The organism is Nostoc sp. PCC 7107 (genome assembly GCF_000316625.1).
Classification (GTDB): Bacteria; Cyanobacteriota; Cyanobacteriia; order Cyanobacteriales; family Nostocaceae; genus Nostoc_B.
This window is the reverse complement of the sequence record NC_019676.1, coordinates 2688863-2712048: the sequence shown is the minus strand read 5'-3', so window position 1 is coordinate 2712048 and position 23186 is coordinate 2688863. Positions and strand designations below refer to the sequence as shown.

Genomic DNA, 23186 nt, shown 5'->3' with positions numbered 1-23186 from the left:
AATCTGCCCTTAACTTCATCATGCTATTAAATATTCTCCGGGTCAATACCCTGAATGAGTCAAAGTCCACAATGTAGGCTCAGACATCAGCGATCGCCTCCGTAACTAAGTTCACTTTAGCAAAATCCTCTGGTGCTAACGCCATATAAACTAACGAACTTAACGAAACTCTAAACACTTTCTGCCACAACTCCGCTAACAATATATTTCAGTGTTAGAAGTGCATTCATTGATATGTCTCAACCAACCATAGAGTCAATTTTACAAGAGAAGCGTTTATTCCATCCGGCTGCGGAATTTTCGCAGAATGCCCAGATTAAAAGCTTAGAAGATTACCAACGACTTTACGACAAAGCCAAGGCTGACCCGGAAAAATTTTGGGCAGACTTAGCCGCAACCGAACTGCATTGGTTTGAAAAATGGCATACAGTCTTAGATTGGCAACCACCGTTTGCCAAGTGGTTTGTCGGCGGGAAGATGAATATTTCTTACAACTGTTTAGATAGACATCTCACCACTTGGCGTAAGAATAAAGCGGCGTTGATTTGGGAAGGTGAACCTGGGGATTCCCGGACTTTAACTTATGCCCAACTGCATCGGGAAGTTTGCCAGTTTGCCAATGTATTAAAGCAGTTGGGTGTCCAAAAAGGCGATCGCGTGGGAATTTATATGCCGATGATCCCGGAAGCGGCGATCGCCATGTTAGCCTGTGCTAGAATTGGTGCGCCCCATAGTGTGGTATTTGGTGGCTTCAGCGCGGAAGCATTGCGCGATCGCTTAATTGATGCCCAAGCTAAATTAGTTGTTACGGCTGATGGTGGTTGGCGCAAAGATGCGATCGTTCCTCTCAAAGAACAAGTCGATAAAGCTTTGGCTGATGGCGCTGTTCCTTCTGTAGAAAACGTCTTGGTTGTCAAGCGCACCGGACAAGATGTTTATATGCAGTTGGGCAGACGTGATCATTGGTGGCACGATTTACAAAAAGGTGTATCGGCTGATTGTCCGGCAGAACCGATGGACAGCGAAGATATGCTGTTTGTACTTTATACTTCGGGGAGTACAGGCAAACCCAAGGGTGTTGTGCATACCACTGCTGGTTATAACTTGTACACCCATATCACCACCAAGTGGATTTTTGACTTGCAAGACACTGATGTTTATTGGTGTACTGCTGATGTGGGTTGGATTACCGGGCATAGTTACATTGTTTACGGGCCATTATCTAACGGTGCAACCACACTGATGTATGAAGGTGCGCCCCGTGCTTCCAATCCTGGCTGTACTTGGGACATTATTGAAAAACACGGTGTAAATATTTTCTACACAGCACCAACAGCAATTCGAGCATTTATTAAAATGGGCGAACATCTGCCCAAAGCCCGTAACTTGTCTTCATTGCGCTTGTTGGGAACCGTGGGTGAACCAATTAACCCCGAAGCTTGGATGTGGTATCACCGGGTGATTGGTGGCGATCTCTGTCCGATTGTGGATACTTGGTGGCAAACTGAAACAGGCGGAATTATGATTACACCCCTACCGGGTGCAATTCCTACGAAACCGGGTTCCGCAACTCTGCCTTTCCCCGGAATTTTAGCTGATGTTGTTGATTTGGATGGTAATACAGTACCCAACAACGAAGGCGGCTATTTAGCAGTGCGCCATCCTTGGCCGGGTATGATGCGGACTGTGTACGGCGATCCTGAACGCTTCCGCCGGACTTATTGGGAACACATTCCGCCGCAAGATGGCAAGTATACATACTTTGCTGGCGATGGCGCAAGGCGCGATGAAGATGGTTATTTCTGGGTGATGGGACGTGTTGACGATGTGTTGAATGTCTCTGGACATCGCCTCGGCACAATGGAAATTGAATCAGCTTTAGTTTCTCACCCAGCGGTTGCAGAAGCGGCAGTAGTGGGTAAACCAGATGACCTCAAAGGTGAGGATGTCGTAGCTTTTGTCACCTTAGAAGGTAGTCATCAAGCCAGCGAGGAGTTGAGTAAAGAACTGAAAAAACACGTTGTGCAGGAAATTGGTGCGATCGCACGTCCCGGAGAAATCCGCTTTACCGATGCTTTGCCCAAAACGCGATCGGGCAAGATTATGCGGCGATTGCTACGTAACCTCGCAGCCGGACAAGAAGTTTCTGGTGATACCTCAACCTTAGAAGACCGTGGCGTATTAGATAAATTGCGCGAAGGTATGTAAATAATTCGGTTTGGTGAACCAATCTTTGAAAGATCCCCCTTTTTTAGGCAGGGCTGTTTCGTTCGCTCAGATGAGGATTTTGTCAAGAGTATCAGCCAGAAATTCTAGTGAGTTGGCAATCGAAAAATTACTGTTTTTAGCAGGAAATTTAAGTGCGATCGCTCTTCTCATAGACAGATAAAATTTTTGAACTACCTTATTTTTTTGTTGATACACTTGTAAATTAAGCTCTTTTAGGGAACGAAACAGCCCTAGCGAGACGGGGGTTAATTATTATGTGGTTTTTGATGGTCTGTGGGCGATCGCACCTACTCTAGCAATTTATTGCTGAATGCGATCGCTCTATTGCCAAGATGAATAATTATAGTTATACTTAATATTACGCACGCTAAGCAATCTTCATAATGGTTGTTCAACCTGATAATTCTACTGCATTAGATTCTTGGCAGCAAGTTTTAGCACCTTACAATTTAGGTTATCGAATCAAGCTGCTTTCACAACTGCTGACCCGCAAGTTTACTGACAAACTAGAACCTTTTGGACTAACGCCGTTTCATTGGTTGGTATTGTGCTGTTTGTGGCAAGAAGATGGTTTACCCACATCCAGTATTGGCGAGAAGTTGCAACAAGTGGGTGGAACGTTAACAGGCGTACTAGATCGGATGGAAGAACGCGGCTTAGTCCGTCGAGAAAGAGATGTGCATGATCGCCGCATTTGGCGTATTTGGTTAACTGATGCTGGTAAAGACTTAGAAAAAATATTACCTCCACTAGCCGCAGAATTGCGTGAAGATGCCATGCGAGGTATTTCCCCCGATGACCGGGAATTCTTTTCTCAACTGCTAAATAAAGCAATTGCTAACCTATCTTAAGGCAGGATGACAATCGCCCATTCGGGTGAAGCCGTGTATAAATTTATTTGAAAAAATATTTAGCATACTAAATAAAAGACTAAGAGCAACTTGTAATTAAATAGTACGTATTCTAATGATTCAGCAAGGAAGAGGGGAACTATGACGACAACTACTTTCAACGGACGCAACAAAGAGAAAACGGCTGTTGTCGAAACAGAAATGATTACGGATACTGAAACTTTGGAGACAGCAATCGCCACACCGGAAGCACCGGAAACTGATGTACAGCCAGAGGTAGAGAAAAAAGACAAACCGCGTAGTAAAAAGCGATTGCCTTTCATTTTGGCTGGTTTGGGTGTAGGTGCGATCGCCGCAGGTACATTTGGTTATAACTATTGGCAGTTTGCTTCCACCCACGAAGAAACAGACAACGCCACCGTTACTGGACACGTTCACCAAGTTAGTAGCAAAATACCAGGAACAGTTGCCCAAGTTTTAGTTAACGATAACCAAGAAGTGCAACCGGGACAGTTATTAGTTAAACTCGACCCCCGCGACTATCAAAGTAAAGTGCAGCAGGCCGCCGCAGCTTTAGAAAATGCCCGTAGCCAAGCCCAAGCCGCCGCCGCCAACATTGCCTTAAGTTCTGAAACTACCAGTGGGAAGACAACCCAGGCGCAAGGTGATGTCAGTAATGCCATAGCGGCAATTTCCACCGCCCAAGCCGCCGTACAAGAAGCCCAAGCCGGGATTCCCGCCGCCCAAGCCGATGTAGAATTAGCCCAAGCCGGAATTCCTGCCGCCCAAGCCCAAGTAGCCCAAACCAACGCTAACTTGCAAAAAGCAGAAACAGATTACAACCGTTACAACAGCTTATATAAAGAAGGGGCGATCGCGCGTCAACAGTTGGATGCAGCTAAAGCAGCCTATGACGTGGCTTTAGCGCAGAAAAATGCTGCTTTGCAAGGAGTCCAACAAGCGCAAGCTAGGTTAGCCTCCGCCAGAGTTGGGGTAGCCAAAGCTCAATCTCAACTAGCACAAGCCCAAGAAGGTGTCACCAGCGCCCAAGCCAAACTTGCAGCTTCTAGAGGTGGATTGCAACAAGCGACTGCTGGGACTCAAGATACCAGCGTCAAACGTGGTCAATACGCAGCGGCTCAAGCAGCGATCGCTCAAGCAGAAGCATCATTAAAAGATGCCCAATTGCAGTTATCCTACACCAACATTACGGCTCCTAGTGGCGGACGAATTGGTAAAAAAACCGTGGAAGTTGGGAATAGAATTCAATCTGGATCACCATTAATGGCGATCGTTGATAACGAAAATTGGGTAGTAGCCAACTTTAAAGAAACTCAATTAGAAAGAATGAAAGCGGGACAACCAGTAGAAGTGAAACTGGATGCTTTTCCCCATCACACCTTTAACGGACGAGTTGACAGTGTTTCGCCAGCTTCCGGCGCTCAATTTGCCTTGTTACCACCAGATAATGCTACAGGTAACTTTACCAAAGTTGTACAACGCATCCCCGTCAAAATAGTTTTAGACCAAAAGAGTATGCAAGGTTACAACTCACGGATTACACCAGGGATGTCTGCGGAAGTTACTGTTGAAGTGAAATGAAGTCTGAAATAATTCTTGACTATTGTCAATAGGCACGTGCCGACTTGAGCAAAATGTCCGTCACGCGGAGGCGCAAAGAGATTGAAGAGCATATCTACCGATATCCTTCTTCTGTAACTTGTAACCTACTATTAATGATAAATTCTTAATATTCTCCCAATTTTCGCCCCTCAAACTGGAGCAATACTATGGCTAATATTTCTGCTATAGCGCCAGAACGCATACCTCTAAGAACTTGGATTGGAGTGTTAGCCAGTATGCTTGGTGCCTTTATGGCAGTTTTAGATATCCAAATTACTAATGCTTCATTACAAGAAATTCAAGCATCTTTAGGCGCAACTTTAGAAGAAGGTTCTTGGATTTCTACTGCTTATTTAGTGGCAGAAATTGTCGTTATTCCCTTAAGTGGATGGTTATCACGGGTTTTTTCGCTCAGGCTTTATTTACTAGTTAATACAGTATTATTTATCTTCTTCTCTATTTGCTGCGCTTGGGCTTGGGATTTGAATTCCATGATTTTTTTCCGGGCTTTGCAAGGCTTTACAGGCGGAGTTTTAATTCCTTCTTCTCTAACTGTTGTTTTAACGACTTTACCACCAGCAAAGCAATCAATAGGATTAGCTGCATTTGCGATTACAGCAGTTTTTGCACCATCAATTGGGCCGACATTAGGCGGGTGGTTAACCGAAAATTATAGTTGGGAATATAGCTTTTATATTAATATATTTCCTGGGGCATTAATGCTGGCTGGGGTGTGGTATGGAATTAAGCAAGTCCAACCTCAAATACAGTTATTAAAACAGGGGGACTGGTGGGGAATTATTTCGATGGCTATTGGCTTAGGTTCCCTACAAGTTGTGTTAGAAGAAGGGAGCCGCAAAGATTGGTTTGGTTCACCATTGATTGTCCGGTTGAGTATTATTGCTGCAATTTTTCTAGCTCTATTCTTTTTTATTGAATTAACTCGTAAGCAACCATTTATTAATTTGCGTCTTTTACGTTATCGCAACTTTGCTTTAGCCAGTATTGTGAATGTCTCCTTGGGGATAGGATTATATGGCTCGATTTATATTTTGCCTTTGTATCTTGCCCAAATTCAAAAGTATAATGCGCTGCAAATTGGCGAAGTGTTAATTTGGGCGGGGATTCCGCAATTATTTATTATTCCTTTTATTCCCAAAGTCATGCAACGCATTGATGTGCGGTTGATGGTGGCTTTAGGAGTGACTTTATTTGCGATTAGTGCATTTATGAATGCGGGATTGACTAATCAAACTGGGTTAGATCAATTGCGGTGGTCACAACTAGTTCGCGCGATGGGACAACCATTAATTATGGTTCCCCTAACATCAATTGCAACTGCGGGGTTGAATCCTAAAGATGCAGGTTCAGCTAGTGGTTTATTTAATATGATGCGAAATATGGGTGGTTCTTTAGGAATTGCGATATTAGCAACTTTATTAACCAATAGAGAGCAATTTCACTCTAATAGATTGGGAGATGCTGTATCTTTATATAACCCAGAAACGCAGCAAAGAATTGACCAGATGACACAATATTTTATCAGTCGCGGCGCAGATTTGAGTACTGCCCAAAATCAGGCGATCGCATCTATTTCTAATATCGTCCGCCGCGAAGCATTTGTGATGGCTTTTAATGATTGTTTTTATTTTATTGGTCTAGCTTTATTAGTCAGCGGTATTGCTATTTTGTTCATTAAAAAAGTGAAAGCAACTGGCGGTGCAGTTGCCCATTAGAGTTATACAATAGTTAACTAAGTATTTGTAACTAGACTATAAAAGTTTAAACTAAGAATCCAAACCCCAAACTCTTCTGGCTAAATTAGTGAGAATTTCTTGCCGTTTTTCTATAGCTGTTGAATCCCAATTTTCAAAGTTGTAAAGATTGAGAGACTTTACAGCACGGTTTAATTGAGTATTTGTTCCGACATTAGGCTTTTCAACAAGCGAACGTGTTAATAAAAGTTGAGACTCACGGTATCCTTTTCTTTTCAATTCATACGTATTGTCTGAAATTGAGCTATTAATAGTTTTCTCTAAAAGAGTTAAATTACCTAATCTTTTAAGATAGGAGTCATATTCTATTGGTTTATCAAACTCTTGTTTGATATTGTCCTTAGAAGATTTCGGTAAAATATGTTCTATTGTTACTGATTTACTTAAATACCAATCTAAAGTATTAAAGTTACCGTAAGCCTGTTCATCAACAAATTGAGTTAATTTTGCGAGTATATAGCGCATCCTAAATTTAGCAATTTTAGATTCTGTTAATTCACGGAACGCTAGATCAAAATCTTGGGAGAGAGAAGCTAGTTCAGGTTTAAACTTTTTATCAATAAAATATTTAAATTCTTCATGACTTTTAATCTGTCTTAATTCTTTACTCCACTGTGAAAAATTACGAATCATATTCACATCTTTTCGAGTATAACGAGTAATAGTATATACAAATAGTAAATTTTCGATTTGATGGCAAAGTTCAGTGAATAAATCTTTATTAAGCTTTTTCCCTGCAAGTAACAATACAAAATGCTGACTATACCTACCTTGGAGTATTTTGATATTTTTTAAATAAGGGTTAACAGAACCATCTGTATTTTCGCATTTAGCAAAATGGGCATAATCTTCACTTGTGTATACTAGACGTTCAACAAAATCAAACGGATTTTCATCTATTTTATGTTTATCACCGTTTTCAACAAACCATTCATATACGGCTTCTTCTGGAAAATTATTTTGTAAATTTATGTCATAATGCGACATAATATAGTATCTCAAAAATTGCATTGGATATTCTTCACATGTATGCAATATTTTTGTTAACTTATCCCATTGTTTTTTTAATTTCTCCCAATAAACTTTTGGCGTTAAATTAGATTGGTTAGATATATTAATAAATAAATAATTTTTTAGTAAATCTATTGAACTTAATCCTACACCACGAGCATTAATTGTTTCAAAAACTTTAAGTGCATTTTTAAGGTTAGGAGTTTCAATTTTAATTAACTTAACTTTATTACTAAATATTGAAGAGAATTGTAATATTCGCTCACAATTTTCTACAAAATTTTCTGAAATAAAATATCGGATTGTTTGATATGCTTCGATTAAACGCCTAGCAGAAGCTGAACTTTTAATATCTATATTGTCTACAAGTATCTCTTTAGATGCAATCATCTTTAAAGCTTCAGCCCCATCTCCATATTGAAGAGTCAATCTATACTTGTTAATGTCTTCTCCAGTTTTAAGATTTTGTGCAACTCCAGCAATTAACCCTTCTAATACTTTCGATGTTTTGGCAAATTCAAGAAGATAATCTCGAACAACACAAAAAGTTAAATAAATTGTTGTTAGTCTTTGTTGTCCATCAATTAACTGAGATGTTCCAGTTTCGTCTCTAAATACAACTATAGAACCTAAAAAATACTCTGCATCTTCTAGATTTTCACTATCATCATATAATTCATAAAAAATATCTTGAAGTAATTTTTCTACATTCATTTTTTCCCAAACATATTCTCGTTGAAAGTCAGGTACAACATAAAATTCTCTGAATAAATCAGCTATACTAAGATTACTAGACTCAATTCTTGGTGCGGTGGCCATGTTAACCCTGTTTTTTTTGGATACTCTTTACAAGTTAAGAATACCCAAAACATAAACAGAGCTAACAAATTAAATTTTTTAATTAGGAACTATTTGTATAAATGTTTTTATTAATCTAACATTCCTAGGTCAATTCCTAAAGCGTTGAGTTGTTCAGGAGAAAGATTACGTAACTTGTCAACAATTCTCTCACGTTTTTCTCGCTCAAGGTCTGCTCTTTGGCGTTCCACTTTTGTTCGTTCATCACCAGTTAGCAATAAATTTCCTTGTAGATCCCACCACCGCAACCAAGGTAATTCAGCATTTGGGTAAAATCCTTGCCAAATTCCCAACTCCACGCCCATTGGTGTAATTGGGTAATGTCCCCGTTCATTTGGCTGTATGAGTTGATAGGTATTATCAACTAAGTGATAAACTTCTACCTGAGCTTTTGTGACTTCGTAAATAGCATAGTAAGGTACACGAATTGCTTGTTCGTAAATCCAAAATTTGCCTACTTTTTCACCCTGCGATGGTGGGGTTTTATCTCGTTCTTCTGTACCGTCATCGGAAACAAATTCAATCACAATTAACGGTGCAACATACTCCTTCCATAGCACATAAGAACGCCGCGTTTGACCATTGAGAGTTGCTGGTACATTAGGAACATAAAACCAATCTGGTGCTGTTGCGCCTTTTTCTGGGGGGTCAGTTAGTCGCCAGTAGATACCTAAATCTTGACCGATGCAATATTGACCATTGGGATGCAATGCTTCGATCACTGGACTTATCGAATCAGTGAGTAATAAACTTTGGGGGTGTTCTTGCCAGTTTTTCACAAACGTTCCGTCTGACTCTGGTAACTGGGTGTGATCAGGTAAAGTTAACGCCGATAGGGAAGTCATAGGCTGTAACCAGGTGTGTGTCTGAGTTTCATTTTAAATTAATGATTGTGCAGACTGTTAAAAATAACTTTTCACTATATGCTACTTGTATAATACAATTGCAAATCTATCCGTGATTAAGCAAATGGATTCTTCTAAAATAGTTACACAGCAAAATTATGGTTCACAGTTAAAAAACATTGAAGCTAATTTGTTAGATTTCTTAGCAGAACAGGGCTTACCAACTGACTCTGTATTAGTTTCAGTAACAGAGCGTGTAAATGTTTTTAAGAATATAGCTGATGTAATATCAAAGATTAATGATGAGCAAAAGCCACGTTCTGTGTATATATCTAAATATATTGCTGCTGTAGCGTCAGGTTTATTTGATGCAGCCTTAAATTACTTATGGGATGAAACAATTTTAGAGTTAAGAAAGCGAGTATCTCAATACGATATTTCCTATTTCTATGATAATGCTGTAAATAGTCCAGAAAAACGTAAAAATCTTAATTCAGAAGATGATCTAGTTAAAGTCAATGATAGTGAATTAATTGAAGGAGCTAAAAAGATAGGATTGATTTCAGAAATTGGATACAAGCATTTAGATACTATCAGATATATGCGGAATTGGGTAAGCGCTGCCCATCCAAATCAGAATGAAATTACAGGACTACAACTTATATCATGGTTAGAAACCTGTATTATAGAAGTTATATCTTTGCCTTTGTCCAATGGAACAATAGAAATACAAAAGTTTCTCAAGAACATTAAAAAGAATAATATTTCTGACTCAGAGGCTAAACAAATTGCAGCATTTTTTTTAGAGCTTAATCAAGAGCAAACTAATAATTTAGCATCAGGATTGTTCGGCATATATACGCGTTTAGATACAACAACACAAACAAGGCAAAATCTACATAGACTGATACCTTATTTATGGAATAGAGTAGATGAGCAAGCACGTCAACAGTTTGGGATTAAGTATGGCAGGTTCGTTGCAAATAATGATCAAACAGAGGCAAGGCTTGCGCTTGATTTCCTAGACATGGTTTCAGGCAAATCATATATTCCTGAAACTCTTCTATCGGCAGAAATAGATAGTGCTGTAGATAATTTATTGAATGCTCATAGGGGATGGAATAACTTTGATAATGAACCGCCATTTGCTAAAGCGCTAGAAACACTTATTAACGATAGAGGAGAAATCCCACTTCAGGTACGTGAAAAATATGTTTTAAGTCTAGTAGAAGTTTTTTTGACTAATGGACATGGAATATCTCACAATGCTGACGTTATTTATCGCTCTCTTCTTGAGCGACTGAATCAAACTCAAGCTGTTATGGCAATGTTATCTTTCAATAACACATTAATAGCCAGTAAACTTCAGCATAGTTTATGTCAAACAAAGTATAAGGAGCTTTTACAAATGATGAAGAACCAAGTTTCTGCTCCAGCAATCAAAGAACTAATAAATGAAATTGGAAATTACCAAGGGCCAATGCACAGATTGAAAGAGCAATCAGATTTAAAAAAGAAAGTTGATAATATGCGGAAAATAATTTGGTAAAATAAGTAGGAATGTAGGGTGAATCCAACTGTAGCAAAACACCCTACCAGGTATTCTATCTACCTTAATTTGTCTCTTTAGTGATATTCAAGACACACTAGGATCATCAGCAGTTCTGATTTGTTTTAACATTTGTTGAATTTGATAAACTTTATCATTTCTACTTTGGGTTTTAAAAATATTTAAAGCTTTTTCTAGAGAAGCAACTGCCTCATCTTTTTTATTAAGTTGCCATAGCGCCTGTCCTAAATTAGTCATTGCTTCGCCATAATTAGCATTTATTTCTAAGGCTTTACGATATTGACTAATAGCATCATCCCAGCGGTCTTGAGTTGCATAAACAACACCGAGTGCATTGTAAGCTAAAGCATATTTTGGCTTGAGGCGAATAGCTTCTTGATATGATGTAATTGCTGGTTCGGGTTGTTTTTGGCGGAGAAGTACATTGCCTAGTTGAAAATGTCCAAAAGCATCTTCAGGATATTTTTTAATTAATCTACGTAGGATTTTTTCGGCACCTGTTAAATCTCCTTGATTATATAAAGCATTCGCTTGTTGTACTAGTTGCGATCGCTCTGAATCACCTTCACCTGAAAGTTGCGCTAGTTGTTGTGGTTGTTTTTCAGCAATTTGTGTGTTCCCATATAATGCAACTTTTGTGGGAACTGCTAACACTAATGGTGATCCACCAATTGCAGCTATTAGACTTAGGATCATGCTACTAATAGGTAGAATCTTCATTGCCCTCAACTCCTCAATAATGTCCTGATCCTTATCATAGATGGAAGTGCATGATCTAACGTTCCCTTAGAGATTAGCGATCGCTCGACAACTTTAAGTATACTGAGATTTAGAATGTACAAAGTTGTAGTAAATATTGCAGAAAATTGCACTAGTACTAACTTGACCGCCACAGATAAGGATGCAGCTATGCAGGCGATCGCAACGACAAAATCTGTCGTTGAATTTCTAAAACCGTTGTGCTAATTGCGGAGTCCGCCCCTTTAAGCCAATCATTAATTTTAAGGCAAATACCTTTAATATTGGAACCCGCTGCATTAACCATAAACCTAAACGCCGCAACACAACTAAGGGTAAGATTCGGTTAGAAAACATCCGGTCTAATAAATCAGTGAAACCTAAAATTGTCAGGTTTTCCAGTTTCCGCCAGCGTTCATAGCGTTTGAGAACTTGAATTTTTCCGATATCTTCGCCTTTAGTCTGGGCTGTTTGGATAACTTGCGCCAGTGCTGCTGCATCTCGAATACCGAGGTTTAAACCTTGTCCACCAACGGGATGACAGTTATGGGCTGCATCACCAACTAACGCCAAACGGGGGAGGACATAACGATCGCTTTGCATGAGTTGAACTGGGAAGACGAAGCGATCGCCTAATAATTCCAATTTGCCCATCTGATCACCGTAACGGCGGCTTAATTCTGCCAAAAATTGCTCATCGTCCAAAGCACACAAAGCTTTTGCTTCTTCATGCGGGGCTGTCCAGACAATGCGGCAACGGTTCCCTGGTAAAGGTAAAATCGCAAACGGGCCGCTAGGCCAAAATCTTTCGTAAGCTGTATCGTTGTGGGGCTTTTCTGGTTTGACAAAAGCAACTATACAAGATTGCCAATATTTCCAGCCATGAGTTTTAATTCCCGCAGCTTGGCGAATAGGCGATCTCGATCCATCAGCCGCTACCAGTAATTTACTGCGGACTGTATATATCTGCTCAGAAATCTTGATATCAATTGCCACTATATCCTGCTGATGTTGCGTATCAACTACTTCCGCCGGACACAGATAATTCACATTGGGACATTTCTGCACAAATTCCTGCAAAGGCTGCAACAAAGCTTGGTGTTCAGCAACGTAACCTAACTCTGGTGTGTCTTTAGCAAGATCAGCCGTTGCAAATTCCACCACATCAGGATAATCAGCATCCGAAAGCCGCACATGGCGGTATTTGGCAATTTGGGGTAAGATTTTGTCCCAAACTCCAATACCTTGGTAAATCAGCGCCGAAAGCAAATGGACTGCATACGCTTGGCCTTTAGCCACGGATGCTGATGTTACCTTGGCTTCAATTAGCAGAATATTCAAGCCAGAGTCTTTTAAAGCAGCGGCTAGGGTTAACCCAACGATTCCACCGCCGACAATTACCAAATCATAGTCGTATCCCCGTTTGTCTGCTGCGGGTTGCTGAGGAGAAAGAGTTTGAGTAGGTTGGGTTAGCGCCATTGTTAAGAGAAATTAAGCCATCTTAAATATTATTCTTACGCGATCGCCCCTGATAGGGCAAGTTGATCAGCGAAGTTTCTGATTCCATCAACATACTCAAGTATTTGATTAACTTTTTTAACTATTTTTATTGCCTTAAATGTCTTAACTGTCTTAACTGTCCTCAAAAATAACCAGAAAGTAAACTTATTGTACAAATACTTGCTTGATTAATTAAGTGTTTGTAGTCTAACGTATGGCAATTTAAATACTAAAAAAACATAATTACCATGTCTCAAAAAGAGTCTTGATTTGGCTGATAAATATAAGCCAAATTGTGACATTTTTTGTTCTGCTTTCTCAAACCACTCAAAAACTTTAAAACAGAACAATGAAACGTCTTGTTATTTGTTGTGATGGAACTTGGCAACAGTTAGCTAGTCCATATCCAAGTAATGTAGTGAAACTAGCTCAATCTGTAAAACCAATTGCTCAAGATGGAGTTACCCAGATTGTATTTTATGATGAAGGAATTGGCACTGATAGTCAAAAGGTTTTAGGAGGAGCTACAGGATTAGGAATCGATAAAAATATTGAAGATGGCTATCGGTTTCTGGTTCTCAACTATGTTCCTGGTGATGAAATTTATTTATTTGGCTTTAGTCGTGGTGCTTATACAGTTAGAAGTTTAGCAGGAATGATCTATTGTTCAGGTTTGCTAGACCGACCGCATATCACCAAAGCACACGAAGCTTACGAGCTTTATCGCAAACGAAATGTCAGGCCTAAAGATAAAGAAGCAGTAGAATATCGAAACACATACGGAGAAAGAGTTCCCATCACCTTGATTGGTTGTTTTGACACCGTGGGAGCGCTGGGTATTCCTGGGTTAGCCGTCTTCAAAAAGTTTCACGACCAACTTAATCAACGCTACAGATTTCATGACACTACTTTAAACAAAGATATCCAGAATGCGATCCACGCAATGGCGATCGACGAAATCCGGGAAATCTTTGATGTAACGCCAATGAAACCCCATCCTGAAGCTAAAAACCAAAGAGTGGTTCAAAAGTGGTTTCCTGGTGAACATGGTTGCGTTGGTGGTGGAACTGAAGAACACAGCGGCTTATCCGATGCAGCCTTACAGTGGATGATTGATTCTGTTGGTGATTTAGGATTGGGGTTGGATTTTGATCCAAGCGTAATTCCCACAGGTATCAACCCCAATTATGAATGTGAGTTTAAGAATGATCCTGGGTTCTTTAAATTAGCAGGAATCAAGCTGCGTGAGGTTGGTGACGCTATTGAAGATATTCATGACAGTGCAATCAACCGCCTAAAAGGTCGCAAGGACTATAGACCGAAAAATTTAAAAACAATTATTTCCAAATTATTGGATTAATACCAGATCAGGAAATTTTTTGGCGATCGCTACAAGTAATAAATTCTAAATTCAATCAATACAGAGGTAATTATTATGGCTGGTAAAAGAGACACATCTAGAGATGGTTTAAATAACAAAATTCAAACATTAGTTTTAACTAACTTTAAAGGGCTTTGGCAATTAATCCAAAGCAATGAATCTCTCAAACGTAAAGTTAACAAAGCGTTGCTCAATAGTCTCATCTACAAAATTCCTACTCGTCCCAATCCTTACAGCACGATGACACTAGATGAGCATATTCCTGATACAGACAAAAAGAAAAAAACTGATACTTATACTTCCTGGGATTCACTCAACGATCGCACTTATACCGGAAGACATCTACCACCTAATCCCAAATTAAACGCCGAGGGGAATCTTCCAAAAGTTGAAGACCTAGCGATTTTATTCCGTAAAAGAGACGGTAAAACAATTTACTCTAGCAAATCAACTATGCTGTTTCCCTATTGGGTACAGTGGTTTACCGATAGTTTTCTCCGTCTAGATCACACTAATAAATTAAAAAATACATCCAATCATGAAATTGATTTATGTAATGTTTATGGTTTAACCAGAAAACAAACACACCTTTTAAGAAGCTTTCAAGGCGGTAAATTCAAAACTCAAAAACTCAAACGCCAAGATGGTGTAGAAGAAGAATATCCTCTATTTTATTATGCTGATCCAGCCCAGGGTATAGTTGACCCACAATTTGCTGGTCTTTATGAACCTGTTAATGATGAAAAAAGACAGCCAGCAGATAAAAAACAATATCTTTTTGCGATGGGAGTAGAACGAGCAAATGTACAAATTGGCTATGTCATGCTCAATACTCTCTGTCTGCGAGAACATAATCGTCTGTGTGATGTATTAGCTAGTAATTATCCAGATTGGGATGATGAACGTCTCTTCCAAACTTCGAGAAATATTCTCATGGCAATTATTCTCAAAATTATTATGGAAGAGTACATTAACCACATCACTCCTTATCACTTTAAGCTATTTGCTGATCCTGAAGCTTTTACAAAAGAAAGTTGGTATCGTACCAATCACATGGCAATTGAATTTGATTTTGTTTATCGTTGGCATAGTGCAATTCCTGAAACATTTAACTGTAACGGTAAACCCACTCATGTTGCAGACACTCTCTGGAATAATAAAATCTTAATTGACCAAGGTTTAGGAGCATTGATGGAAGAAACTTGTTCTCAAGCAGGGACAAGAATTGGTTTATTCAACACTCCTAATATACTAGTTGACTTAGCTGAATTACCTTCTATTAAACTAGGAAGACAACTGCAATTAGCCAGTTACAACGATTATCGAGAATTGTGTGGTTTCCCTAGAGTTACCAGTTTTGACCAAATTACTGGAGATGAATTTACTCAACAAAAACTCAAAGAATTCTATGGTCATGTTGATAATATTGAGTTTTTTGTCGGACTCTACTCTGAAGATGTGCGGCAAAATTCAACTATCCCTCCGTTAGTAGCACGTTTAATTGGGATTGATGCCTTTTCTCAGGCGCTAACAAATCCTTTGCTATCACCTAAAATCTTCAATAAAGATACTCTTTCACCTATAGGTTGGGAAATCTACCAAACTACAAACACTGTTTCAGATTTAGTTAATCGCAACGTTCCTGCATCAGACAAGAAGTACAAAGTTACTTTTGAATTGCACAAGGAATAGCTGATTTGAGTGTGATTGATAAGGACAGCAAGAACCCCGACTTCTTTGAGAAGTCGGGGTTCTGAAGCTCTCGTGTTTTATTAGTTAAAAAATATCTCGCCACAATTATTCTATTTGTTGAAAAATGAACCTATTTACAGAATATCCAGAACAAGACGAAGCAAAATATTGCGCTCTTATGAGTGAGCTAGTTAAAAAAAACATGGATAATCTTTACAAGGGTGAGAAGCAAAAAATTGCCAAGCGAGATACTCACTCTAAAACCCATGCTGCTATTCAAGGTACTTTAGAAATTTTTGACTTTGATGAAGCTGCAATTAAACAAGAATTGCGTCAACGTACTTCCTTAACTGAAGCTCAAATTCAAGGAATTTCCCTCAAACAAGGTTTATTTGCCAAAGCAAAACAATATCCAGTTTGGTTACGATTTGCTAGTGGTGCATTCTCAGTCAAAAATGATTATGAAGGCGATACGCGCTCTATGGCAGTTAAAATCATTGGGGTAGAAGGAGAAAGATTACCGCAAAGTCACGAGTTAAAAACCCACGATATTATTGTCCACAATACCGAACTCTTTTTTGTCAGAACTATTAAAGATTTCTACGGCTTTTTTTTGGCGATTTATCGAGCAGGTTTATTTCCGCTTTTTAAGTTGTTGGTGCTGTTATGGCTAAAGTTACATCCCTACGAATCAAATCTTTTACAAACTAGTTTCAAACGTTTTCCTAAAAGTTTACTAACCGAACGCTATTGGAGTGCTTCGGCCTATTCAGTGGGACTCAAATCTGATTTTGACCCATCCCAACCAGGTCGAGTTCCGGTGGAATATCCAGCTGTGATTAAATATGGATTTACTCCCGTCTCCACTCAAGCACCTCATCAACCACTTCCTCTAGAGTCCAGACCAGAAACTGAACTTCAGCGTGTCAAAGCTTCAGGTGCAGAGGACAACTACTACCGAGAAGATATCATTCAAGCTTTAGCCAAGCCTGATGTTGAATACGCTTGGGACTTTCAAATCCAATTCCAAACTAAACCAGAGATGTCAGTTGATGATTCCACTATTCCCTGGAATGAAGCAGAATCACCTTTTTTGACAATTGGCCGTCTGACAGTGAAGCATCAGAAAGTTGATTCTCCCTTAGAAAATGACTTTGGGGAAAATCTCAGTTTTTCTCCAGGGAATGGTTTAGCAGTACATCGTCCTGTCGGTGCGATTAATCGGTTACGCTACACTGTTTATTCTATTGTTGCTCAGTCTCGTCATAGTAAACGAGGAGTCAAATATCAAGAGCCAAGTGTTGAGACGAAATATTAAGTCAGTCTCATGAGTATTTGGGTTTGGCTAAATTTATATACATAGCAGAAAGCTGGAAACAGAAGTTAAAAACATTACTGTTTCTGGCATTCACTTTTTTAGAATGTCTGAATCTATTAGGACTTACGCAAAATACCTCTCAAACTCTCATTTCTCCGTGACCTCTGCGTCTCTGTGGTTCGATTTTCCGTAGCCTGTGCGTAAGTCCTGTCTATGTGACTACAGCTATGTCCTTAAACAACACTCACAGCCAATAACTGTTCTGACATATCAAAATTAGATGTGACATTCTGCACATCATCTAAACCTTCTAGAGTATCAATTAACTTGAGTAGCGATCGCGCCTGGTCTGAGTCTATCACCTCTACATTATTACTGGGAATCCAGCGCAATTCGGCATCAGTGACTTTAAAACCCTTGTCTTTGAGGGTTTGGTTGAGAATTTCTAAATTAGCGACTTCAGTCAGTACTTCCGCCGTCTCATCTTCCGTCATTTCATACGACTCAGCGCCACCTTCTAAAGATGCTTCTAAAAGTTGGTCTTCATCAACCACACCTTGCACAATACACACGCCTTTTTGGTCAAACATCCAGCTAACGCAACCAATCTCACCCAAATTTCCACCATTTTTACTAAAAGCCACCCGTAAATCAGCCGCAGTGCGATTGCGATTATCAGTGAGGGCTTCAATTAAAATTGCCACACCACAAGGGCCATAACCTTCGTAGCGAATTTCTTCCAGACTATGATTATCGCCACTAAATGTACCTGCACCTTTAGCGATCGCTCGCTCAATATTATCATTGGGGATACCCGCTGCCTTTGCTTTTTCAATTGCTGTGCGTAGTTGAAAATTCCCGGTTGGGTCTGGGACACCATTTCTTGCCGCCAAAATAATCGCCCGCGATAACTGAGTGAAAGTCTTTCCTCTTTTGGCATCCACTACAGCCTTTTGGCGCTTAATATTAGCCCATTTACTATGACCTGCCATAATTTGAAACTATTTATGTTCTCTCCAAAGATTAGAATATACAAGGAAAGTGTGAAGTGTGAAGTATGAAGTGTGAAGTATCAAAATTTAACTTTCATTCTTCATGAGTTGCTATTCCCTGTTAGATTAATGATTCATCTTCTCCAGCAATTTTTGTTTACTATTTGCACATTTAGACGCAGAAAAAAGAAATTGCCACAATATTTTAAGCAATCACTCCTATTACTGCTCATAGGAATAGTTGCTGTAAGCGGGTGTCAAACTCTGCGTTCTAGAGTCGAAGCAGGTAAGGTCACTCATCTAAGTTTATGGCATGGTGTGAATCCACCACCAAATCGAGATGTATTGCAAAAGCTGGTAGATAAATTTAACCAAACCCATGTTGCCATTCATGTGGAGTGGTGGCGGTGAATTGGTGAGTGGTGATGCCCAAAATCCCGCAGGTGTGAGATTAACCGAAAATCAGCGATCGCAGCTTTACAATTTTGGCGTAATTTAATTACAGACGGTTCCACAATGTTATCTAGCCCAGAACGAGGCTATGAAACAGACCCCTTGCTATGGCGTTTAGATTTAATCTTCAAATAAAACCAAAAATATTCATACACAAGGGAAAAATCCGAGCAGTGACATCTACTGCTCAGATTTGTTGGTGCTGTTCTGTGTCACTATTAACTTCAGTCGAATTTGCAAAGATTACGCAGATCTGAAAAAAATAATCTGTAAATTTAATCAGTTTACGACTCAATAGTTTTACTTCTCATTAGATATTGACTTTAGTCTGGTTAATAAAATACAATTTTAGATTGTCTGTCTTATTCCTGCTCGGATCAGGTAGACACATCACAAAAGCTAACCACAGCGATTAATCAAGCTCAGGTATATCGCTTTCTCTGCAAGAGATTTTAGTTAGCTACCTGTACGGCAACTCTAAGGACAATTTTCATGACCTACGCAATTATTGAAACTGGTGGCAAACAATTAAGAGTTGAGCCAGGTCGTTTTTACGATATTGAACTGCTGACTGCTCAACCAGACGAAAAAGTTACAATAAATTCAGTACTACTAGTACACCATGATGGTGGACTCAGCATCGGACAGCCTCTGGTAACAGGGGCAACTGTAGAAGGGACAGTATTGCGGCATCTCAGAGGTCGCAAAGTCCTAGTATACAAAATGAAGCCGAAGAAGAAAACCCGCAAAAAACGGGGTCATCGTCAAGAAATTACCAGACTTTTGATTAATTCCATCACTCTAAACGGTGAAGTATTTGCAGCTTCAGAAACTGCAACAGATGAAATTAGTGCGGCTGATACTTCCCCTGAGGAAAGCACTGCTGAATAATAGAAAAATAAGCATAAAAGGAAACTATGGCTCATAAGAAAGGAACAGGTAGTACACGTAACGGTCGTGATTCTAATGCTCAACGTCTGGGTGTAAAGCGTTTTGGTGGTCAAGTTGTTCGTGCGGGCAATATTCTTGTACGTCAACGCGGTACTAAATTCCATCCTGGCAACAATGTTGGTATCGGTAGCGATGACACCTTGTTTGCCTTAGTTGATGGTGTTGTTACCTTTGAGAGAAAAGGTAAATCTCGCAAAAAAGTCAGCATTTATCCAGTTGCTGCTGCGGTTGAAGCAGTAGCCAGCTAAAAATCTGGGAATTTGATTTATTACCCAGAACGTTCGGAATAAAATGAGGGTGGAAGTTACCAACCCTCATTTTTACTATTTATCAGAGCTTTAGGTCTTGCGTTTCTACTTACCAGATGGATGTATGTATTGATAATTCCTCGTGGAGAACTGCACCGCAAGCTATACCTGTCAATGAAAATAAGGATGTAATTAAGAACGCTGACCTGCCTTTAAATCCTGCTGTATGAAAATCAATTTTTGCTAATATTGCCGCAGAAATAATTAATAACGTATCGAGAAAGAGTCGAAACCAAGCAACCATCAGGAAGAACAAAAATGCCCCGCAGATGGCAATTAAAAAAGTTCTAGTACTTGACTCAAAAAATACACTAGAATAGTTAGCCATCGCTAAAAAGGGAACAGCTAAACTTGCTAACAAAATCAATACACCAAGTACCACTACTATCCAGAGAGGCCAAGGCATACGTGATTCAGATAACACCCAGCCTAGGGTAGTATAACTAACCAGTACTAGTAATAAGGATGTCCAAGGAAGTCTTTTGAAAATTGACATGGGTTGATTTTGTCATGAATTAAGTAAAGTGATTTTTTAATAAATTTTCAATTACTAAAGACTTGAGCTTACTTGTAGGAGCCTTGATACTGCTGGGAGTAAAGGCGATCGCGCCTTACAAGAAAGCGAGCTTGAGTTGAGTATATTTTGACAAGAATGACTTAGACTATATGTTTATCATCCTATTTTTACAAGACGTAATCAATAGGCTGTTAGGCAAATTCTATAAATTTACAAACAATTACGGTACAAACTAGTTAAATATTTTCGTAAACATTTGTAAACTGTTAGCAGCAGAGTAGCAAAGTATCACATCTGGATGAAGGAATTGTCATGAAACAACTTGTTGTCGCTGAGCGCGTAAGCCTCATCGGTCATATTGTGTCAATGGTGTTTGGGTTAGTAGGGATATTATTGGTTGTACCCAATGCCGAACTCATTTTGAACTTGTCTGAATTTGGACAAACTGCCATGCAGTGGAGTATGGCTGGTGGCGGTGTAGTTTATATGATTTTGGGTGCAGCAGCCGTATTGTTGTATGCCTCGCGGACATTAGGTGTGGGTCGTACTTTGGCATTTCTGCTGCCTGCTGTATTAATTTCTTTAACCAGTGAACTTTTAGGAACTAGCACAGGCTTTCCTTTTGGTCACTACCACTATTTAAGTGGCTTGGGTTATAAAATTGCTGGTTTAGTGCCGTTTACAATTCCCTTATCTTGGTTTTATTTAGGTTGTGTATCTTACTTGTTAGCCCGTGCAGGTTTGGAAGTAGATACAAAACCGAGCTTGTGGCGACATATTGGCGCGATTAGCTTAGGTTCTTTGCTGCTGACCTCCTGGGATTTTGTACTTGACCCAGCCATGAGTCAAACTACTTTACCTTTCTGGTATTGGCAGCAACCGGGTGCTTTCTTTGGAATGCCTTATCAAAACTTTGCCGGTTGGTTAGGTACTGGTGCAGTCTTCATGACAGTATCAGCTTTATTGTGGAAAAACCAGCCAATTAAATTTGAGCGATCGCAACTTAATTTACCTTTAGGAGTCTATTTAGGTAACTTTGCTTTTGCTACAGTTATGAGCTTGGCTGCGGGATTCTCCATTCCTGTATTACTCGGTTTAGTATTAGGTGTGACTCCTGCTATTACCTTGTGGTGGAAAGCATCAGCTGCAACTACTCAAGTTACCATTGAGCCAGCCGCAACTCAAGAAGTTTCCGTGGCCAGCGTCAAAGTTGCTTTGAAGTAGCACAAACTTGCAAAAAGTAAGGGAAGATGGGTAAATCTTCCTTAGTACCCAATAGCCCTAAATTATACATGAACAAAAAGATACCCGACTTCTTTAAGAAGTCGGGTATCTGAATCTGATTAAGTATAGTTATTGAGGATAAAAATATTCCCAGTTAGTACAACTAAAATCTAAAAATTACATCTTTCGAGCATATTAAAGAGATTAACCACTGAAAGTACAGATATTGTGGGAACTGTTCAATTATTATGGTCTATGATTGGCTTACTCCTGACAATGGGTGGTACATTTCTGGAAGCATATAGTATCACCTTGCCTTGGAGTTGGACTCAACATGGAATTCAAACTTTTTCTTTAGGTGTCACCTTTCAAATTGGTGCAGTGTTACTTGTAGGTTGTTTGGGAGGTCAAAATGCTGGCGCTCTCTCGCAAATTGCCTACTTGGTTATGGGTTTAACCTTACTTCCTGTATTCTCCGACGGTGGAGGTCTTGGTTATGTCAGGCTTTCTCAGTTTGGCTATTTGTTAGGCTTTGTTCCTGGAGCATGGATTTGTGGATTTTTGGCTTTTCAAGCCAGACCAAAACTAGAATCGTTGGCATTTAGTTGTATTTGTGGCTTGTTAACGATTCACTTGTGCGGTATTACTTATTTGACTATTAGTTACTTTCTTCGGTGGCAAGGTACAGAAAATTTATCTTTAATCCAAGCAATCTTGAAATACTCTTGGTTTGCAGTACCAGGACAATTAGCTGTAGTCTGTGCCGTTACTTCAATAGCTTATTTATTACGTCATTTAATGTTTTATTAGTTATTAGTCCATTGTCAATAGACTGACTTTTGACTTTTGACTTTTGACCAACTGACTAACACACCATGATTCTACAAAATCGCCTGTTTTGGATTGCTGCTTTTATCGCTTTTTTCTTAGATCAACTGACTAAATATTGGGTAGTGCAAACCTTTAAATTGGGAGAAACATTCCCACTGATACCAGAGGTATTTCACTTTACTTATGTGACTAACACTGGTGCCGCTTTTAGCTTACTCAGTGGGAAAGTAGAGTGGTTACGCTGGTTATCTTTGGGAGTCAGTTTAGGCTTGATAGCCTTGGGTCTATTTGGCTCGATACTAAGTCGTTGGGATCAGTTAGGGTATGGTTTAATTTTGGGTGGGGCGATGGGTAATGGCATCGATCGCTTTGTTTTAGGTTATGTAGTAGATTTCCTGGATTTTCGCTTAATTAATTTTGCTGTATTTAACATCGCCGATTCATTTATCAGTATTGGTATTGTTTGTTTGCTGATAGCTTCGTTCCAAAAAAAACCAACTCCCCACCACAGAAGGTGAA

The 23186-nt window shown here is 39.4% G+C and carries 20 protein-coding genes and 1 pseudogene; 15 read left to right on the top strand and 6 right to left on the bottom strand.

The window, feature by feature from the left end; translation table 11 throughout:
* Nucleotides 1-234 precede the first annotated feature (234 nt).
* The 4 genes from acs (at nucleotide 235) to NOS7107_RS11455 (ending at nucleotide 6439) form a co-directional block, all read left to right on the top strand.
* A complete protein-coding gene (gene acs, locus NOS7107_RS11470) occupies nucleotides 235-2208 on the top strand; it encodes an acetate--CoA ligase (protein WP_015113137.1) in 1974 nt (657 codons plus the stop codon).
* Nucleotides 2209-2612: 404 nt separating this feature from the next.
* Entirely contained in the window at nucleotides 2613-3080 is a 468-nt protein-coding gene (locus NOS7107_RS11465) for a MarR family winged helix-turn-helix transcriptional regulator (RefSeq protein ID WP_015113136.1), read from the top strand.
* Between the two features lie 141 nt (nucleotides 3081-3221).
* Nucleotides 3222-4682, top strand: coding sequence for an HlyD family secretion protein (locus NOS7107_RS11460; RefSeq protein ID WP_015113135.1), 1461 nt, complete (start codon nucleotides 3222-3224; stop codon nucleotides 4680-4682).
* A gap of 188 nt (nucleotides 4683-4870) precedes the next feature.
* On the top strand, nucleotides 4871-6439 hold the full coding sequence (locus tag NOS7107_RS11455; RefSeq protein WP_015113134.1) for a DHA2 family efflux MFS transporter permease subunit: 1569 nt from the start codon (nucleotides 4871-4873) through the stop codon (nucleotides 6437-6439).
* Nucleotides 6440-6490: 51 nt separating this feature from the next.
* Here NOS7107_RS11455 and NOS7107_RS11450 read toward each other — a convergent pair whose 3' ends face one another.
* Both NOS7107_RS11450 and NOS7107_RS11445 read right to left on the bottom strand, forming a co-directional pair.
* The gene (locus tag NOS7107_RS11450) at nucleotides 6491-8308 is read right to left on the bottom strand and encodes a DUF262 domain-containing protein (RefSeq protein ID WP_015113133.1); all 1818 of its coding nucleotides are present in this window, start codon (nucleotides 8306-8308) and stop codon (nucleotides 6491-6493) included.
* 110 nt (nucleotides 8309-8418) lie between these two features.
* A complete protein-coding gene (locus NOS7107_RS11445; RefSeq protein WP_015113132.1) occupies nucleotides 8419-9192 on the bottom strand; it encodes a Uma2 family endonuclease in 774 nt (257 codons plus the stop codon).
* Between the two features lie 124 nt (nucleotides 9193-9316).
* Between NOS7107_RS11445 and NOS7107_RS11440 the strand changes: the two genes are divergently transcribed.
* Complete coding sequence (locus tag NOS7107_RS11440; protein ID WP_015113131.1) at nucleotides 9317-10741, top strand: hypothetical protein; 1425 nt, start codon at nucleotides 9317-9319, stop codon at nucleotides 10739-10741.
* Nucleotides 10742-10828: 87 nt separating this feature from the next.
* Here NOS7107_RS11440 and NOS7107_RS11435 read toward each other — a convergent pair whose 3' ends face one another.
* Entirely contained in the window at nucleotides 10829-11482 is a 654-nt protein-coding gene (locus tag NOS7107_RS11435) for a tetratricopeptide repeat protein (RefSeq protein WP_015113130.1), read from the bottom strand.
* Between the two features lie 114 nt (nucleotides 11483-11596).
* Here NOS7107_RS11435 and NOS7107_RS29690 point away from each other — a divergent pair, with 114 nt between their 5' ends.
* Nucleotides 11597-11728, top strand: coding sequence for a hypothetical protein (locus NOS7107_RS29690; protein ID WP_301280998.1), 132 nt, complete (start codon nucleotides 11597-11599; stop codon nucleotides 11726-11728).
* Here NOS7107_RS29690 and NOS7107_RS11430 read toward each other — a convergent pair.
* Nucleotides 11711-12979 carry an FAD-dependent hydroxylase gene (locus NOS7107_RS11430; protein ID WP_015113129.1) on the bottom strand — a complete coding sequence of 423 codons (1269 nt, stop codon included), beginning with the start codon at nucleotides 12977-12979 and terminating at the stop codon, nucleotides 11711-11713. The genes NOS7107_RS29690 and NOS7107_RS11430 overlap by 18 nt on opposite strands.
* A 370-nt stretch (nucleotides 12980-13349) precedes the next feature.
* Between NOS7107_RS11430 and NOS7107_RS11425 the strand changes: the two genes are divergently transcribed.
* The 3 genes from NOS7107_RS11425 to NOS7107_RS11415 all read left to right on the top strand — a co-directional run bounded on the left by NOS7107_RS11425 (nucleotide 13350) and on the right by NOS7107_RS11415 (nucleotide 17391).
* Nucleotides 13350-14360 carry a DUF2235 domain-containing protein gene (locus tag NOS7107_RS11425; protein ID WP_015113128.1) on the top strand — a complete coding sequence of 337 codons (1011 nt, stop codon included), beginning with the start codon at nucleotides 13350-13352 and terminating at the stop codon, nucleotides 14358-14360.
* Between the two features lie 75 nt (nucleotides 14361-14435).
* Entirely contained in the window at nucleotides 14436-16073 is a 1638-nt protein-coding gene (locus NOS7107_RS11420) for a peroxidase family protein (RefSeq protein ID WP_015113127.1), read from the top strand.
* Nucleotides 16074-16197: 124 nt separating this feature from the next.
* Complete coding sequence (locus NOS7107_RS11415) at nucleotides 16198-17391, top strand: hypothetical protein (RefSeq protein WP_015113126.1); 1194 nt, start codon at nucleotides 16198-16200, stop codon at nucleotides 17389-17391.
* Between the two features lie 233 nt (nucleotides 17392-17624).
* On the opposite strand, the gene NOS7107_RS11410 is transcribed toward NOS7107_RS11415, so the two are convergent.
* Nucleotides 17625-18383, bottom strand: a complete 759-nt coding sequence (locus NOS7107_RS11410) for a YebC/PmpR family DNA-binding transcriptional regulator (protein WP_015113125.1) — start codon at nucleotides 18381-18383, stop codon at nucleotides 17625-17627.
* A 192-nt stretch (nucleotides 18384-18575) separates the two neighbouring features.
* Here NOS7107_RS11410 and NOS7107_RS27795 point away from each other — a divergent pair.
* From NOS7107_RS27795 to rpmA, 3 genes and pseudogenes are all read left to right on the top strand, one after another.
* Nucleotides 18576-18944: pseudogene (locus NOS7107_RS27795) on the top strand (hypothetical protein); the annotation flags it as partial.
* 384 nt (nucleotides 18945-19328) lie between these two features.
* A complete protein-coding gene (gene rplU / locus NOS7107_RS11405) occupies nucleotides 19329-19727 on the top strand; it encodes a 50S ribosomal protein L21 (protein ID WP_015113124.1) in 399 nt (132 codons plus the stop codon).
* 26 nt (nucleotides 19728-19753) lie between these two features.
* Nucleotides 19754-20035 carry a 50S ribosomal protein L27 gene (gene rpmA, locus NOS7107_RS11400; protein WP_015113123.1) on the top strand — a complete coding sequence of 94 codons (282 nt, stop codon included), beginning with the start codon at nucleotides 19754-19756 and terminating at the stop codon, nucleotides 20033-20035.
* A gap of 109 nt (nucleotides 20036-20144) precedes the next feature.
* Here the strand turns inward: rpmA and NOS7107_RS11395 are convergent, their stop codons facing one another.
* Nucleotides 20145-20591: a hypothetical protein gene (locus tag NOS7107_RS11395; RefSeq protein ID WP_015113122.1), complete on the bottom strand. Its 447-nt coding sequence runs from the start codon at nucleotides 20589-20591 to the stop codon at nucleotides 20145-20147.
* A gap of 333 nt (nucleotides 20592-20924) precedes the next feature.
* Between NOS7107_RS11395 and cruF the strand changes: the two genes are divergently transcribed.
* From cruF to lspA, 3 genes are all read left to right on the top strand, one after another.
* Nucleotides 20925-21836 (top strand): gamma-carotene 1'-hydroxylase CruF, encoded by a 912-nt coding sequence (gene cruF, locus NOS7107_RS11390; RefSeq protein ID WP_015113121.1) that lies wholly within the window; start codon nucleotides 20925-20927, stop codon nucleotides 21834-21836.
* Nucleotides 21837-22091: 255 nt separating this feature from the next.
* Nucleotides 22092-22646: a biotin transporter BioY gene (locus NOS7107_RS11385; RefSeq protein ID WP_044500742.1), complete on the top strand. Its 555-nt coding sequence runs from the start codon at nucleotides 22092-22094 to the stop codon at nucleotides 22644-22646.
* A 65-nt stretch (nucleotides 22647-22711) separates the two neighbouring features.
* The gene (lspA, locus tag NOS7107_RS11380) at nucleotides 22712-23185 is read left to right on the top strand and encodes a signal peptidase II (RefSeq protein WP_015113119.1); all 474 of its coding nucleotides are present in this window, start codon (nucleotides 22712-22714) and stop codon (nucleotides 23183-23185) included.
* Nucleotide 23186: the final 1 nt, after the last annotated feature.